Below are 15316 nucleotides of genomic sequence, written 5' to 3' on the forward strand. Positions count from 1 at the left end.
CGGGCGTGGCGGCGGGGTCTCGCCGCCACGCCCGTCCCCCTCGGTCCGGATCAGCCCTGGTACCCGGCGACGATCTTGGTGAAGTCGAAGTCGCCCTGCGGGATCCCGCTGCAGCTGTCCGAGGAGCCACCGCAGTTGCCGTGGTCCCGGTTCGTCGCCCAGAACGTGAACCGCGCCAAGTGCTTGCTCGCCGCGTAGTCCCGGATCGCCTGGTAGTTCGCGACCGACACCACCTCACCCGCGTTGTCGGTCTTCCCGTTCATCGAAGACAGCCCGCTGCGCCGGTAGGCCTGGTCGTCCGACCAGCCGTAGGCGCTCTTGAGCTGGTTTTTCAGCCCGTCCACCGCGCTCTTGGTCTTGGCCACCATGTCGCCGCCGTTGCTGAAGTCGAACGGCATCACCGACCACGCGTCGATATCGGCGCCGAGTGCCTTCGACTGCTTGATCAGCCGCTGGCCCCACGAGTTCGGGCCGCCGACTTCGGTCGGCATGGTGATGACGACCTTGAGCCCGGCGTTGTTCTGCTTCACCGTCTTCAGCGCGCCGAGCACGCGATCCTGCACGGCGTTGTTCTCGAACTCGCCCGCCTCGATGTCGATGTCGATGGCCTTGAGCTTGTACTGGCTGATCACCTTCTGGTACGCGCCCGCGAGCGCGGAGACCGAGGAGCACTTCTGGCCCAGCTTGTTGCCGGACCAGCCGCCGAACGACGGAATCACCTCGCCGCCCGCACCCCGGATGGTGTTGATCAGGGCGGCGTCGGCGCCGTCGAGCGCGCGGCTGCCGTCCCACTTCGGGTTGCAGCCGCCGTCGGAGAGCACGAAGGCGAGTGTGAACGCCTTGACACCCGTGGACTTCATGACGTTCGCGGCGTTGGGCACCGAGCCCCACTGGTACAGGTACGGGGACGCGGTCACCGGGTCCACGGCGGTGAGGGCTCCCGCAGCGGGAGCGGTCCCGATCGCGAGGCCGAGTGCCGCGCCTGCCGCCGTCGCGGCGGTCAGCAGCCGCCGAATGCGCTTCATGGGATAGGTCCTCCGACATCGTCTGTGGGACGGCGTCGTCCCACGTGTGGAGCACCTCCGGTGCTTGAGGCGGCGGAGTCAGCGAGGAGGGTGCCTGGCGCACCTACAGTGGATTAGACCAATACCGGTGTCAAGGGCCGTTCCGGTGCCCGGCGGGCGCGAGTGGATCATGGCGGGGTGGACCTCGACTACCGCTGGCGCGCCGAAGTGACCGATGCCGAACTCGTCAAGCTGACCCGCTCGCACGGCGGTGCTCCGGAGCCGGGGTGGTGGACCCGCGTCCGCGCGCACAGCCTCGGCTGGATGACCGCGCGCGTGCCGGAACTCGTCGGCTTCGCGAACGTCGCGTGGGACGGCGCGGACCACGCGTTCCTGCTCGACCCGAAGGTCCGCCCGGATCACCAGCGCCTCGGCATCGGCGCCGAACTCGTCCGCCGAGCCGCCGCCGAGTCCGCCCGCGCCGGGTGCGCGTGGCTGCACGTCGACTTCGAGCCGCACCTGCGCCCGTTCTACTTCGACGCCTGCGGGTTCCGCCCGACCGACGCGGGGCTCATCGCGCTCGGATAGCGAACCCGGCCGGGGCATCGGTGACGAAGGTCCCTCGCTTTCGGGCAGTCCGGCAGCGTCGCGAAACAGCCACGAGCGGTTTGGTTGGAGTGCGGCACCCAAGTCGTGACGAAGGGAGAGCAGGGATGACAGCGCTGGTTCCGAACCCCCGGTTCGCGTTGCCGAGCCTCGCGGCCTGGCTGGAAAACCCGTGGCCGTTCGCCGAGCACAACCCGGTCCGCATCGAGGAGTCCAAAGAGGACGATCGATATGTGGTGCGCGCCGAGCTGCCGGGATTCGACCCGGAGAAGAACATCTCGGTGACCGCGCACGAAGCCACGCTGACGGTACACGCCGAGCGCGAGTCGAAGGAGATCCGCAACGGTCGTAGTGAGTTCTACTACGGCACGTTCAGCCGCACGATTTCGCTTCCGGCGGGCGCGGACACTACCGGCATCAGTGCCAGGTACGCCGACGGGATCCTCGAGATCGCCATGCCGTACTCGGAGCACCCGCAGGAGAAGCAGGTCGAAATCCAGGTCACGAAGTCCTGACGGCACACCCCGGGTGGGTGCGGGTCCGCTCGCGCCCGCCCTCGGCGTGCGCGGAAGCCGTCGGTCTCGGAACGGAGGAATGATGCGAGCGAAAACGGGCGACTGGCTCGTGGTCAAGGGCGCGCGCGTGGACAGCCCGGAACAGCGCGGCCGGATCGTGGACGTCCGCACCGACGACGGCGCCCCGCCGTACGTGGTCCGCTGGGCCAACGACGACCACGTCTCGACCGTGTTCCCCGGGCCCGACGCGGTCGTGGTGAGCGCCGACGAGCAGCAGAGCGCCGACGAAGAGGCGGGGACCCGGTTGTGGGCTTCGCGTGCGGCGCGGCGCGATGGAACGACGGGAGCTGGTCGTTTCCGGCCCGACTAGGTACACCGTCGTCGCCGGTATCGATGGTTCCGAATCGGCGTTTCGCGCGGCGGAGTGGGCGGCCGGCGAGGCGGTCCGACACGGGTTGCCCGCTCGACGAGTCCGACGCACCCGGGGTGCTCGTGGACATCCGCGGCCGGGGCGATCACCTCACCGCGAGGGAGTTCGGCGCGGTGTGCGCCGTACGGGCGCGTGTACCGGTGGTCCTCGTGCCGCCGGTTCCCGAGGTGCCGGTGGAGGTACCGGACGGCCTCGAGAACCGGGTGACGATCGGTGACGCCGAAGCGGTGGTGCGGATCTGCCGATCGAGCGTGGGCTGACCCGGCCGCTACGTCAGTCCGTCGCGGCCGGTGCGAGCCGTTTGGCCGCCACGGGGTTGATCACGGTGACGGGGCACGACGCGCGCCGCACGCATTCGGTCGCCACGCTGCCCATCAGCAGTTCCTTGACCGCCCCGCCGCGGTGCGTGCCGACGGCGAGCAGGTCCGCTTCGGCGGCCGCGGTCAGCAGCGCGGTCGCCGGGTCGCCCCGTCCGGTGTCGGCTTCCAGGTACCGGTCGCCGAGCCCTTCCCGGCGCAGCTCCGTCACCAGCTCGGTCAGCGAGAAGCCCAGCGGTGGCACAGGATGTCTCCCGTAGGGCTGCACCGCGAACGAGGTGCCGGGCAGCAGGTCGTCGGACCCGATGACGGTGATGGCGCGGATCGTGTCGCCCGGCCTGCTGCCCTCGGTGAGTGCCCACCGCAACGCGGCCACGCTCTGCTCTGACCCGTCCACGCCGACGACCACCAGGCGGCGCGCCGAACTCGATGACTGCATGGGATTCCCCTTTCTCTCCTCGCTCGCGCCGATCGTGTGGCAGGCGCGGGAGGAGCGAATAGGGGACGAATGGAGGCCATCGGAGGACTTTGGGCACCGGTGCGCCGGTCTGGTCCCGGCCGACACTCGACCGAGAGCCGAACCGCACGAGTACGGAGCCGATGATGAACCGAGTGCTGTCCACCGTCCTGGAGCGTGCGGTCGAATCCGCGACCCTCGCGCCGTCACCGCACAACACGCAGCCGTGGCGGTTCGCGGTGGGGGAGGAACACGTCGAGCTGTGGCTCGACCGCGGCAGGGTGCTGCGGGTCGCGGACCCGGACGCGTGGGAGGCGCGGCTCTCCTGCGGCGCCGCCCTGTTCACCCTCGACCTGGCCCTTCGCGCTGACGGCGTTTTCGCCGATCTCCGGATCTGCCCTGATCCGGCGCGAACGGATCTGCTCGCCACGGCAAGGCTCGCCGGCAATCACAGGTCCACTTCGGACGAACGCGCCCTCGCCGAAGCGGTTCCCCGCAGGCACACCAACCGCCGTCCCTTCTCCGGCCGTGCGGTGCCCACGGCGTCGCGCCACCGGCTCGAAACGGCGGCGCTGGCGCAGGGCGGAACGCTGGTGCTGCTCGACCCGTCCGCGGCCTACGACAGCGTGGTCGCCCTGATCCGGCGCGCGGAGTTCCTGCAGGCCAACGACATCGGCCACCGCACCGAATCGGCGAGCTGGACGGGACGGCCCGCGGGCTGCCCTGACGGCGTTCCCGCCAGTTCCGCCGCACCACCGCCGCTGCTGGACGGTTTGGTCGTCATGCGCGACTCCCACGCCAACCACGACCTGCCCGCGCGCGCGTACGAACAGCAGCCGCTGCTGGCCGCGGTGGTCACTTCGAACGCGGGGCCGCACGAGCAGGTCCACGCGGGCATGGTCATGCAACGAGTCCTGCTCGCCGCCACGGCGGACGGCCTGGCCACGTCGTTCCTGTCCCAGCCGTTCGAGACCGCGGGGACGCGGGCGGCACTGACCAAGCTGTTCAAGTATCGCGGTCAGGTGCAGACACTGTTGAGGATCGGCTACGGCTATCCCGTTCCTGTGACGGGCCGCCGGGCCGCGAACGACGTGACGACCGCGCTCGAATGAACCGGTTCACCGCGCCAGCGCCGTCACCCCCAACGCGACCAGTGCGAGCACCTTGACCACCTCGAGCGCTACGTACGCGTGGTGGGCGCGGGAACGGGGCACGTCCTCCCCGGCCAGCACGCGATCGGACCGGCGGGCGAGCCGCGGCCGGAGCAGCACCAGCTGAACGACCAGCACCAAGCACACCGCACCGGTCAGAACCGCGACCGGGGCGGGGAAACCCCCGAGCACCGACGCGACCACGATCGCGATCGCCCACACCACTTCGGCGGTGTTCAGCGCGCGGAACACCACCCGGCCGATCCCCAGGCCGAGCGGGATGGTGACCCCGGGTGCGCGGAACTTCAGCGGCGCCTCCAGGAAGGAGATCGCCAGCACCATGCCCAGCCACACGAAGCTCGCCGCCGCGGCGACCGCGGCTGCCGTCTGGTCCATCTTCGCGTCACCTTTCCTCCGGGGCACCGAGCTGAAATGTCCACAGTGGACATGGGGAACGATTGTCAGGGTAGCGGGGCGGACCAGACGACCCTGGTTCCGCCGCCGGACGGGGTTTCGGTGGTGAGCGTGCCGCCTGCGGTGTGGGCCCGCTGCGCGAGGTTGAGCAGCCCGCTGCGGGCGACGGTGGCGGGCAGACCGACGCCGTTGTCGGTGACGTCGATGGTGAGGTCGTCGTCGACGGACACGGTGATGGTGACCGTGCTGGCGTTGGCGTGGCGGACGGTGTTGCTCAGTGCTTCGCGGAGCACGGCCTCGGCGTGGTCGGCGAGATCGGGGGTGACGACGCTGAGCGGTCCGGAGATGCGGACCAGGGAGCGCAGGCCGGTGTCGGCGGTGAGTTCGGCGATGGCGGCGTGCAGGCGGCTGCGCAGCTTCGTGGTTCCTTCGTTGCCGCCGTGCAGGTCGAAGATCGCGCTGCGGATTTCGCCGATGACGTTGTGGACGTCGTCGATGGTGTCGGTGAGCCGTTGCCGGACTTCGGGGGCACGGGCGCGCTGCTGGGTGCCCTGCAGGGACAGCCCGATCGCGAACAGGCGCTGGATGACGTGGTCGTGCAGATCGCGGGCGATGCGGTCGCGGTCGCCGAGCAGTTGCAGCTCTTGCAGCTGCCGCTGGTCTTCGGCGAGTTGCAGTGCGGTCGCCGCCTGGTCGGCGAAGGCGGCGGCGAGCGGGAGCTGGTCGGGGTGGAAACCGGGCCGCTCGGCGTGGCGGAGTGCGACGAGCACCCCGGAGACCGAGCTGACCGCGCGCAGCGGCAGCACCAGCCCCGGGCCCCACGAGGTACCGAGGAGTTCCAGCTCACCGGTCAGCACCGGCACCCGCCGCGGTGTCGCGTCGCACAGCGCCGCCCCGCAGGTGGTTCCCGCCACGGAGATCGTGTGCCCGGTGAGCTCGTCGCCGCCGGTGCCGGCGGCGACCGTGATGACGAGCTCGGTGGTGTCCTCGATCGGGACGTCGGGATCGGCGCGCTGCGCGAGGAACGCGCGGTCGGCGTCGGTCAGCACCAGCGTTTGCCTGGCCACCAGGCTCAACACGTCGGTGGGGTTTTCGGCGGTGAGGAGCTGGGCGCGGATCTCGCTGGTGGCCTCCTGCCAGCGTTGCCGCATACGGGTTTCCTCGTACAGCCGCGCGTTCTCGACCGCGATACCGGCGGCCGCGGCGAGTGCCTGCACGACGACTTCGTCATCGTCGGTGAAGGGCTGGCCGCCGGTTTTCTCGGTGAGGTAGAGGTTCCCGAACACGGCGTCGCGGACTCGGACCGGCACGCCGAGGAAGGTGCGCATCGGCGGGTGGTGGTCGGGGAACCCGGACGAGGCGGGATGGTGCGACAGTTCGTCGAGCCGGATCGGCTTCGGCTGGTCGATGAGCAGTCCGAGCAACCCGTGGCCGGTGGGCAGGTTCCCGATGCGGTGCCGGGTCTGTTCGTCGATGCCTTCGTAGACGAATTCGGCCAGCCCGTCGCGGTCGGGGTTGAGCACGCCGAGCGCGCCGTAGCGGCAGTCGACCAGCTCGATCGCGGCGTGCACGATGCGGCGCAGCGTGGCGTCCAGTTCGAGGCCGGTGGCGACGGCGAGCATCGCGTCGAGCAGGCCGTCCATCTGGTCGCGCGCACCGACGAGGCGGTCGACGCGGTCCTGGACCTCCCTGAGCAGTTCCCGCAAGCGCAACTGGGACACGGTGTTCCTCAGTGATGGTGCCGTTTCTTGGGGGTGGGACCCGGCACGGTCGTTCATGGCATCAGCGTGGCACTCGGCGCGTGGTGATGCCAGTGTGTGGTCAGTCGCTGGGGTGTCTGCCGCGCAGCTCGGTGGCGAGTACCGCGGCTTGGGTGCGGCGTTGCATGCCGAGTTTGGTGAGGAGCCGGGAGACGTAGTTCTTGACGGTCTTTTCGGCGAGGTACATGCGGGTGGCGATTTGGCGGTTGGTGAGTCCTTCGCCGATGAGGTCGAGCAGGGTGCGTTCCTGGTCGCTGAGTCCGGCGGTGGGGCTGGTGTTGGTGTCGAGGTCGGCACGGAGCTTGGCCATGAGGGTGGCGGCGGCGCGGTTGTCGAGCAGGGATTTGCCGGAGGCGACGTCGCGGATGGCGGTGACGAGCCGCATGCCTTGGATGTCCTTGATCACGTAGCCGCCCGCACCGGCGAGGATCGCGTCGAGCATGGCTTGTTCGTCGGTGAAGGTGGTCAGCATCAGGCAGTGCAGTTCGGGGAGTTTGGAGCGGAGTTCGCGGCAGAGTTCGATGCCGTTGCCGTCGGGGAGCCGGACGTCGAGCACGGCGATGTCGGGGCGTAGCGCGGGGATCCTGGCGAGTGCCTGTCCTACCGATGCGGCTTCGCCGATCACCGTCAGTTCGGGGTCGGATTCCAGCAGATCGGCCACCCCTCGCCGGACCACCTCGTGGTCGTCGACCAGAAACACCGTGATCACGCCGCACTGCCTTTCCACGCCCGAACCTGCCGACGGCGCCAACGCTAGGCCGCCGGAGGCGATCAAGGGCGCGGCAAAGGTCCCGAGTCGAAAGGACCAAGGTCATTTTGCGCGCGGCACCGCGGTGCCGCGCCGGTTCCGCGTCGAGGAGGGTGCTGCCGAACGGCCTCATCGGTTGCCGAGCATGGTTTCGAGATCGGCCGCCGAAAGGACCTGCCCGCCGGGGAGGGCACGCAACGGGGCCTCGCGCCGGGAGTTCCAGAGCACCGCGCGGCGGACGTGATCGGTGGGCATCCGCGCGCGTGCGCCCAGTTGTGCCACCGTGGCGCCGGCCGAGCCAGGCTGCATGCTGGCGCGGCACAACTGCCCGAGCCATCGCTCCTCGGGGATCCAGGCGTCGTTCGCCTGCCCGATCAGCAGGTCGAGGTGCGCGCTGCCGCAGGCGACGACGTGCCGCCGGCCGTCGCAGCTGGGGTCCTCGTGGTCGATCACCGACGAATCCGGCACCAGCGCGCAGAGCGCGTGGCCTGCCGGGATCGCTGCCCCGCAGTACCCGCAGGCGTGGTGGCGCCACGGGAACGGCAGGTGATCGCGGCGAGCGTGCATGAGCTGGCCTCCACGTCCTCGGTCGGGCGGATCCCGTCACCGGGGACTGGGGCGGCGGCCGGCGGTTCGCGGACTTCCACGGCGAGCGTCGCGCGAACCGATCTCCGTACCCGACGGTAGCCCTAGCTCGACGGGTGTGTACGCCGTCTTCGCGGAAATCGCTGGAACGGACGACCGGCGACCCCCGTGGGTGGTCGCGGTTCCGCCGCCGTGCCGTCCGATCCGGTACCCGCGGTACGCATGCCGTTGAAACTCCCGGCTGCCGCCTCTGTCCAGTGTGGACGTTCGAACCGGCTCACTCGATATGCGTCAGCGCGGCCGCGGCGACCGCGGCACCGGCGGGGCAGATGCCTTCCTGCGGCGCTTCCCGATCCGGGATCGTCGTGGTGCCCACGAGGTGATCGGCTTCGCCGACCGCGACGAAGATGAAGCAGATGCGCTGGAACTCGGCCTGCACCGCCTGGTGCGTACCGACGGGAACCTGCGAGACGCGGCCGTTCTTGGTGAACACCTTGGCGTCGGACAAGGGCACGTCGAGGTCGAGGTTGACGTTCTGGCCCGCGACCTTCCAATGGCAGGTGGGGCCCTTCGCCGCGCCTTCGACACGGCCCTGCCCGGTGACGCCGAGCGCGACCAGGTCGCGTGCGTCGAGGGCGAGGCACGGCTGTGTCGCGAGTTGCGCCTTGGGGTACTTGCTCACCTGCGGCGCGGTGGTGGACGCCGCTTCGGAAACCGGTGGCGCGGCTGGCGCAGGGGACGACGACGGCGACGATGGGGGCGGTGGCGCGGGTTGCGTGCTCGAACACGCGGCGCTGCCGGCCAGGAGCGCCAGCACGAGCCCGGCCCTGTTCCGCCACCGTCGGCGGAGCGCGAATCGCGACATGCGCCCACGGTAGTAGCGCGGGACGGGGACCGGTCCCGCCACGGCCGCAAGCTGCCGCGGATCCCGCAGTGTCCACTACGGACTCCGCTGCGCGCGGGCGGTCCTCACAAGCGCGCCGGAAGGTCGAAGAGCGCGAGTGCGATGTGCGCCGCCTCATCGCGAGCATCGTCGCCGACGAGCGCGAGCTGGGTGATCAGCGGGATCGCCGTCTCGGTCAGCAGGTGTGCCTCCGCTTCGGAAAGGCCGTGGTCGCATTCGCGGGCCACCACGATCCACAGATCCCGCAGGCGCGCGTAGCGCCGGGTCAGCCCGGCCCGTTCTGCTTCGGGGACGGCGAAACCTTCGCGCGCGGTGACCGTGATCAGGTCCACATCGGAGAACGCCACGTCCACATAGGACCGTACGAGCCGCCGGAGCGCGTCGGCGGGACCGGCGGCCGCGGCCACCGCGTTCTCCGCGCCGACGCCCACCCTGGCGCTGGCCCGGTCGTAGGCGTCGACGAGGATCGCGGTCTTGTCGCCGTAGTAGCGGTAGATGCCGGAACCGGCGAGCCCGGCGACCCGGCCGATGTCGTCCACGCCCGCGCTGTGGAAACCGCGTTCACGGAACAGCGCTAGTGCCGCGGCCAGGATCTCCTCGCGCTTGTACCGCGGCGGTCGCCACGCCGGTGCCGGGTCCCCGGTCGTGGACGCGGTCGGCGGGAAGCGCATCACGCGGACCACGGCCTCGGTGAGCACCTCGTCGAGCCGCGGCCGGGCGACCGGCTGCGCTCGTCGCATCACCGAGGCGACCGCGGTCAGCACCGCCCGCTGCCGCACCGCGACGCGCGCGGCGTCGAGATCCGGCGCGGCGCGCAGCACGGCACGTTCCCAGAACGCGAGCAACCGCCGTTCCTTCGCGCGCAACTGCTGGTCCCGGATCCGCGGTCGCTCCCGCGCGTACGCCCCCAGCGCTCCCGGCCGGTCCAGTGCGAAACCGACCGCGCAGCCCATGAGTTCGCGCAGCACGGCGGCGGGTTCGTCAGCCTGCCGCACCTGCCCGGTCAGCGCGAGCGAACGGTCCGCGGTGTCGTGCAGCACCGCCGCCAGTATCGCCTCCTTGCCGGCGAAGTGCCGGTAGAGGGCGCCGGGCGTGACGCCGACGGCGGTGGCGATGTCCTCGACCCCCACCCCGCCGAAACCGCGCTCCGCGAAGAGTTCGCCCGCCACTTCGACAACGGCGTCGCGTCGACCAGTACCCACAGAACGTATTTTCACTGACGCCGTAGCGAGCTGTCAAACGACGGATAAGTACCTGGACAGCGCGCAGAACGAGCATTTACTTTGTCGGCATGCGCAGACGCAATCTGGGACTCTTCCGCCTCCTCGCCGGGGCACTGGCCGTCGCGGCGCTCGGCGCGCTGGCCTGGCACGCCGTCCACACGCCCGGCCGCGGGCTGCCGAGCTACCTCAGCTACCTGACCATCCAGAGCAACCTGCTCGGTGCCGTCGTGCTCGTCGGTGGTGGGATCACCGCGCTCACCGGCCGCCGGGCGATGTCCGATCACCTGCGCGGCGCCGCCGTGCTGTACCTGGCGCTCGTCGGCGCCGGTTACTGGTTGCTGCTCCGCAACGAACCGCTCTCCATCCCGTGGGCGAACCTCGTCGTGCACGGAGTCATCCCGGCCGCGGCGGTCGTCGACTGGCTGGCCGACCCGCCGCGCGACCGCCTCACCGCCCGCAAAGCGGCCCGCTGGCTGATCTTCCCGCTCGGCTACCTCTGCTACACCTTCGTCCGCGGCGCGATCGTGCACTGGTATCCGTATTCGGTCATCAGCCCGCTGGTGCACGACGTGCCGACCGTCGTCGCCACCATCGCAGGTGCCGCCGTCGCGCTCCCGATCCTCGCGTCGATCGTGGTGTGGGCGGGTAACGCCCGTCGAGGGACCGCTGCGGAACGACCGATGACGGGATGAGTCCGCCTCAGTGCGAGCGCAGTGCCGTGTCCAACGTCTTCATGAGCTGTGCGACGCGGTTCTTACCGGTCAATGCGAGGGGATAGCGTTCGAGCACGGCGATGAGAACGGGTGACGCGCGGCGGCGCGCCTGCTCGATGTGCCGGTCTCCTATTCCGGTTTCCCCACCGGCGGACAGTTCGATCGCGCGTGCCGCTTGTGCGGCGGCACGGAGGATGTGCCCGACCTGGGTCGCTTTGGCGAGGGGGTGCAGGTACGCGGCCGAGGCGGCGTCACCGGCGGCGTGCGCCGCGTGCTTCGCCGCTTCGGTGTTCGCGTTCTTGGCGGCCCGATGGGCATCGAGGGCCGTGGCTCTTTACAGTTGGGTGCGGCTCGCGCCGTTCGCGAAAACCCATGCCGCTTCGACGGCGGCGCGGGGCCTCCGGTCTTCGGGGTGACCCTGTTCGAAAAGGGGCAGTACTTCTTCGGCGCTCTCCACGGAGTAGCGGGCGACTACGCGCAATTCCTCCATGTTGAGTTCGATCGTCGGATCTTCGCCTGCCGAGTCCATGGTGGTGATCGTATCCTTGAAGTACCGGTTGAAACTTTTCGGCGATGCCGTGTCGTTCCGAGTGGCTCCGCTACCCGCGCCGCGGGTGAAAATCGTGGGAACTCGATTCGGGGCATCGGGCAAAAGCAGGGAGAACCGTCACCGAGAGGGGGACCCGATGCGAGGTTCCGGATGACCACGCTCCCGGCACGACCGGCCGGGGAAACGGACGAGGCGGACGACTCCGCCGTCGTCGAACGGTCTTGGACGGACGCGGACGCGTTCGCGATCATTTTCGACCGGTACGCGGTGACCGTGCACCGGTTCCTGGCCCGCAGGGTCGGCGGCCAGCTCGCCGACGATCTCACCGGGCAGACCATGCTCGTCGCGTTCGACCAGCGGCGGCGCTTCGATCTCAGCAGGAGCAGCGCGTTGCCGTGGCTGTACGGCATCGCCACCAACCTGCTGCACCGGCACACGAGAACGGAGGTGCGGCGGCACCGGGCGCTGGCCAGGACCGCGGCGGAGGTGAGCACGCAGAACCACGACGAGGTGGTCGCGGACCGGGTCGCCGCGGCCGCCCAGCCGCTGGGCAAGGCACTCGCGAAGCTGTCGGCGACCGAGCGCGACATCGTACTGCTCGTCGCCTGGGAAGACCTTTCCTACGAAGAGATCGCGCTGGCGCTGGACGTACCGATCGGCACGGTCCGCTCGCGCCTGCATCGCGCCCGTACGAAGCTGCGTCGCGCGCTTCCGAAGGAGGAGCACTGACATGGACGACCTCGAACTGCTGTCCCGGTTGCGCCCGGAGGCAGGGGAGCCCGATCCCGTCGTACTGGCCAAGCACCGGATCGCGCTGCTGAACCGTGCCGCGGAACCCGGTGCGCGTCCGCTGGCGCGCCGCTGGTCGGTGCCGCGCATGGCGATCGGCGCCACCGTGACGGCGGGGATCACCACCGCGGGCCTGGTGATCGGCCTTTCCAGCGGACCGGACGCGTCGGCGCCCTCCGCGCCCGGCGCGGTCGCTGGTTCGACGTCGCCGGTCGCCCCGTCGGCGACGTCCGCGGTCGCGCTGCTCGCCAATGCGGCGAACGCCGCGGCCACCACCCCGGCAGGCAAGGGCGACTGGGCCTACACGAGCAGCGTCAGCGTCTACAACGACGCAGGCATCCGGACCGTTCGCAGGCAGTTCTGGGAGAAGGTCGACGGCACGGACGGGCTGATCCGCGAAGACCGCGACGGCAAGGTCGAGGAGATAAGGACCGGCGACAACAGCGACATGTTCCCGCCGTCGCTGCACCACCCGACATACCGCTACCTGGCCGGGTTGCCGACCGATCCCGCCGCGTTGCGCACCGCGATCTACGCGCAGGCGCAGGACGAGGTCGCTGGAATGGGGCCGAACGGGCAGCAGCTCTACACCGTGGACCAGTGGGCCTTTCAGATCATCGGCGGGCTCGTGCAAAGTGCCGCACCGCCCGCGCTGAAGGCCGCGCTCTACCGCGTCGCGGCGACCGTTCCCGACGTGGAATACGTCGACGACACGACGGACGCGGCGGGCAGGCACGGGATCGGTGTCGCGCATTCGGTCAACAACGGCGGCGATCGCACCGTCCTGATCTTCGACCGGACGACCTACCGGGTCATGGGCACGGCCGGCGAGGTCCACGACGGGCGCACGGACTCCGAAGCCGTGCTCGCGACCGGGCTCGTGGAGGAGGCGGGGCAGACGCCGTGACCTCCGGCCGAAAGCAGGGACTTGTCCGTCGAAAGTGGACAGTCGTGATCGTGTTACGAGTCAGGTCTGCGCCCACCAGCGGAACCTGAATCCCGCTTTGTTCCGTGGTCGTGGTCAGTTCCAGTAGTCGCGTTCGGGAAGACGGATCCAGGCGTCCGGCGGGCCGGTGACCGAGCGGTCGTCGCTGGGTCGCAGTCCCGCGTAGGCGAAGCAGTAAGCGAGTGCCTGGGACTGGTACAGGTAGGACAGCAGCACGCCGCCCAGTTCGGTTGGTTCCCCACCGGGATGCAGGTCCCAGGCGACGATCTCGCCGTCCCGGCTGATGCTGCCCTGGTTGCCGCTCTTGGGATTGGCGTACATGCCGTAACAGGTTGTCCCCGCCGACAGCGTCTTGGTTACGGCCGGCATCTGCGGCCCGTACCCCATGGGCTGGGCGAGCACACAACCGCCGGGGACCTCAGTGGCCCACATGGTCAGGATGGTGTCGCGGCCGACCGGATCGTCCATCCACGCGGTCAGCATCTGCTCCCGGTCGCCGTCGACGATCTCGGCGCCGAGCCTGTGCGCCGCCTCGCCGACAGCGATACCCGCGACACAGGCGATGCCCAGCCCTTCGAAGTGATGGTCGCCGAAGATGGTGATCAGCCGTCGGCTCTCCGCCACCGCGGCGGCCTCATCCGGTGCGAGCGAGGCGCCGGAATCGAACAGGGACGGTGTGGGGCCGGCCAGGCTCAGCCGCCCCGGCGGCCAGCCGGACATCATCTCCCGCCAGGGGTCCGCGCCCGCAGCCAGTAGAGCACGGGCGTTGTCCGGCCGGTTCGCCGCCACCGCCCGCCACAACGCTGTGTGCCCGTCCTTGAACGCATCCACCGCGTCCACCCGCCGCGCCAGTTCGGCCACGACATCCGCCGAGCCGTGCTCAGCCGCCTGATGCAGCGGCGGGTCCTGCCACCCCATGCCGGTGTTCGGGTTCGCACCCGCGGCCAGCCGTGCCCGCACCGCGTCCAGATCAGCCCACTGCGCCCATCCGAACCTGTCCCATCCCGTGTCCTCGGTCATGGGGCCAGCATGGCCTGCCACCCCGACAATATGTCGATCTCGTGGTTCTCGACCGTGGTTTCGAACTAGCGCGCGGTGCAGGTGGCCAACTGCACCGGGCGCAACGCCGACAGCCGTGTCAAGTCGGCAGGCCAGGTGCCCGATCGCCGCATTTTTGATGCAGCTGGGCGGGGGTGTCCTCCGTCTGCCATGTCCGGGAGTCGCTGGGCGGCTCGGTCGGCGAACTCAGCCATTCGCCGACGTTGAGGATGATCCCAGGCAGGCGATCGGGCTGTTCCCGCCACAGCAAGCATCGGATCGTGTCCAGGCCTGCGTTCCGCGTGGCGTCACTAGTCCCCTTCGGCAGCAGGATATTCCAGACGAGGGTGCTGTCGGCGGCACCACCGAGTTTGGGGCCCCGGATACTCCAATCCTTGGGGTATGGCCTCGGGCGTTCTCGGTCGAAGCCGATAGAGGATTCCGGCTCGGGCATAAAGCCGGCAGTGGGTACGGCGGGCTCGTGCGCTATCTCCGATGGACCCCACATCCGGTACGCTGATGCGGGCGTGAGTTCGAGGGTGGCCGATGAACAGGGCGCCTGCTCCGGATAATCAGCGCCCGAAGGTGGCTCCGCCTCCGGACAGAACACCGCGATCTGCAGTCTGGTCCAATGCTTCACCTTGTTCCACACCACGTGCGCGGCACGACGAGCCTGGTCGCGCAGCTCTGATGACTGGGTCGAGGCCGATCGCAGGGTGATGTACGGTTCGTACGGCGATTCGCCCTCGACTTCGGGGCTAATCACATGCCATACGGTTACGCGGGGAATCTGGCGGGCGATCTCGTCGCTGATCCCCTGTCGCGTTTCAGCTTCGGCTGTGTTCTGCGTCGTGCACGCGGTCAACGCGAACACACCGACGAGCGTGAACGCCGCCAAAGCGCGGGTCATGGCTCTCATCGCTGCGCCAGGCATTGTTTGGAACGCGCGGATATCCATCGAGCTGAGTTCGGTCTCGCTGCCGTGGGGTCATGTTCGTGTGTCATGCCGCGACTCCTCGATCACCCGTACTTCGGACTCTACTGAGAGACGCTGGCTCGGCCCCCAGGTTGCCATGATCGTGCGGACGTGAGGCCGACGCCTGGTCGACGCCGATCAGTCGATGACCGGCCTGGAAGCGATCCGCGGAGCCCGCATCGACGATCAG

The 15316-nt window shown here is 69.7% G+C and carries 19 protein-coding genes; 8 read left to right on the forward strand and 11 right to left on the reverse strand.

Annotated features, from left to right (window positions below; all coding sequences use genetic code 11):
• Positions 1-50: 50 nt before the first annotated feature.
• Positions 51-1025 (reverse strand): chitinase, encoded by a 975-nt coding sequence (locus tag HUW46_RS39805; RefSeq protein WP_215543843.1) that lies wholly within the window; start codon positions 1023-1025, stop codon positions 51-53.
• A 177-nt stretch (positions 1026-1202) separates the two neighbouring features.
• On the opposite strand from HUW46_RS39805, the gene HUW46_RS39810 reads away from it, so the two are divergent.
• The 4 genes from HUW46_RS39810 (at position 1203) to HUW46_RS39825 (ending at position 2815) form a co-directional block, all read left to right on the forward strand.
• Positions 1203-1592, forward strand: a complete 390-nt coding sequence (locus HUW46_RS39810; RefSeq protein WP_215543844.1) for a GNAT family N-acetyltransferase — start codon at positions 1203-1205, stop codon at positions 1590-1592.
• A 125-nt stretch (positions 1593-1717) separates the two neighbouring features.
• Positions 1718-2125, forward strand: a complete 408-nt coding sequence (locus HUW46_RS39815) for an Hsp20/alpha crystallin family protein (protein WP_215543845.1) — start codon at positions 1718-1720, stop codon at positions 2123-2125.
• A gap of 82 nt (positions 2126-2207) precedes the next feature.
• A complete protein-coding gene (locus HUW46_RS39820; protein ID WP_215543846.1) occupies positions 2208-2495 on the forward strand; it encodes a DUF1918 domain-containing protein in 288 nt (95 codons plus the stop codon).
• 116 nt (positions 2496-2611) lie between these two features.
• Entirely contained in the window at positions 2612-2815 is a 204-nt protein-coding gene (locus HUW46_RS39825) for a hypothetical protein (RefSeq protein ID WP_215543847.1), read from the forward strand.
• A 13-nt stretch (positions 2816-2828) separates the two neighbouring features.
• On the opposite strand, the gene HUW46_RS39830 is transcribed toward HUW46_RS39825, so the two are convergent.
• Positions 2829-3311: a universal stress protein gene (locus HUW46_RS39830; protein ID WP_215543848.1), complete on the reverse strand. Its 483-nt coding sequence runs from the start codon at positions 3309-3311 to the stop codon at positions 2829-2831.
• A 161-nt stretch (positions 3312-3472) separates the two neighbouring features.
• Between HUW46_RS39830 and HUW46_RS39835 the strand changes: the two genes are divergently transcribed.
• A complete protein-coding gene (locus tag HUW46_RS39835; RefSeq protein ID WP_254125404.1) occupies positions 3473-4441 on the forward strand; it encodes an Acg family FMN-binding oxidoreductase in 969 nt (322 codons plus the stop codon).
• 6 nt (positions 4442-4447) lie between these two features.
• Here HUW46_RS39835 and HUW46_RS39840 read toward each other — a convergent pair whose 3' ends face one another.
• The 6 genes from HUW46_RS39840 to HUW46_RS39865 form a co-directional block, all read right to left on the reverse strand.
• Positions 4448-4876 (reverse strand): hypothetical protein, encoded by a 429-nt coding sequence (locus HUW46_RS39840; protein ID WP_215543849.1) that lies wholly within the window; start codon positions 4874-4876, stop codon positions 4448-4450.
• 65 nt (positions 4877-4941) lie between these two features.
• Entirely contained in the window at positions 4942-6672 is a 1731-nt protein-coding gene (locus HUW46_RS39845; protein WP_215543850.1) for a GAF domain-containing sensor histidine kinase, read from the reverse strand.
• Positions 6673-6715: 43 nt separating this feature from the next.
• Positions 6716-7363, reverse strand: a complete 648-nt coding sequence (locus tag HUW46_RS39850) for a response regulator (protein WP_215543851.1) — start codon at positions 7361-7363, stop codon at positions 6716-6718.
• Between the two features lie 168 nt (positions 7364-7531).
• The gene (locus HUW46_RS39855) at positions 7532-7969 is read right to left on the reverse strand and encodes a hypothetical protein (RefSeq protein WP_215543852.1); all 438 of its coding nucleotides are present in this window, start codon (positions 7967-7969) and stop codon (positions 7532-7534) included.
• Between the two features lie 295 nt (positions 7970-8264).
• The gene (locus HUW46_RS39860; RefSeq protein ID WP_215543853.1) at positions 8265-8852 is read right to left on the reverse strand and encodes a DUF3558 family protein; all 588 of its coding nucleotides are present in this window, start codon (positions 8850-8852) and stop codon (positions 8265-8267) included.
• A 104-nt stretch (positions 8853-8956) separates the two neighbouring features.
• Positions 8957-10093, reverse strand: a complete 1137-nt coding sequence (locus tag HUW46_RS39865) for a TetR/AcrR family transcriptional regulator (RefSeq protein WP_215543854.1) — start codon at positions 10091-10093, stop codon at positions 8957-8959.
• A gap of 89 nt (positions 10094-10182) precedes the next feature.
• Between HUW46_RS39865 and HUW46_RS39870 the strand changes: the two genes are divergently transcribed.
• Positions 10183-10806 (forward strand): Pr6Pr family membrane protein, encoded by a 624-nt coding sequence (locus HUW46_RS39870; RefSeq protein ID WP_215543855.1) that lies wholly within the window; start codon positions 10183-10185, stop codon positions 10804-10806.
• Positions 10807-11161: 355 nt separating this feature from the next.
• On the opposite strand, the gene HUW46_RS48960 is transcribed toward HUW46_RS39870, so the two are convergent.
• On the reverse strand, positions 11162-11356 hold the full coding sequence (locus HUW46_RS48960; RefSeq protein WP_331477189.1) for a putative immunity protein: 195 nt from the start codon (positions 11354-11356) through the stop codon (positions 11162-11164).
• A 171-nt stretch (positions 11357-11527) separates the two neighbouring features.
• Here HUW46_RS48960 and HUW46_RS39880 point away from each other — a divergent pair, with 171 nt between their 5' ends.
• Together HUW46_RS39880 and HUW46_RS39885 are read left to right on the forward strand one after the other, a co-directional pair.
• On the forward strand, positions 11528-12106 hold the full coding sequence (locus tag HUW46_RS39880; RefSeq protein ID WP_215543856.1) for an RNA polymerase sigma factor: 579 nt from the start codon (positions 11528-11530) through the stop codon (positions 12104-12106).
• A gap of 1 nt (position 12107) precedes the next feature.
• Entirely contained in the window at positions 12108-13073 is a 966-nt protein-coding gene (locus tag HUW46_RS39885; protein ID WP_215543857.1) for a CU044_5270 family protein, read from the forward strand.
• A gap of 114 nt (positions 13074-13187) precedes the next feature.
• Here the strand turns inward: HUW46_RS39885 and HUW46_RS39890 are convergent, their stop codons facing one another.
• Positions 13188-14132, reverse strand: coding sequence for an ankyrin repeat domain-containing protein (locus HUW46_RS39890; protein ID WP_215543858.1), 945 nt, complete (start codon positions 14130-14132; stop codon positions 13188-13190).
• A gap of 118 nt (positions 14133-14250) precedes the next feature.
• Positions 14251-15060 (reverse strand): hypothetical protein, encoded by an 810-nt coding sequence (locus tag HUW46_RS39895; RefSeq protein WP_215543859.1) that lies wholly within the window; start codon positions 15058-15060, stop codon positions 14251-14253.
• Between the last annotated feature and the right edge of the window lie 256 nt (positions 15061-15316).

The organism is Amycolatopsis sp. CA-230715, assembly GCF_018736145.1.
Taxonomy (GTDB): Bacteria; Actinomycetota; Actinomycetes; order Mycobacteriales; family Pseudonocardiaceae; genus Amycolatopsis.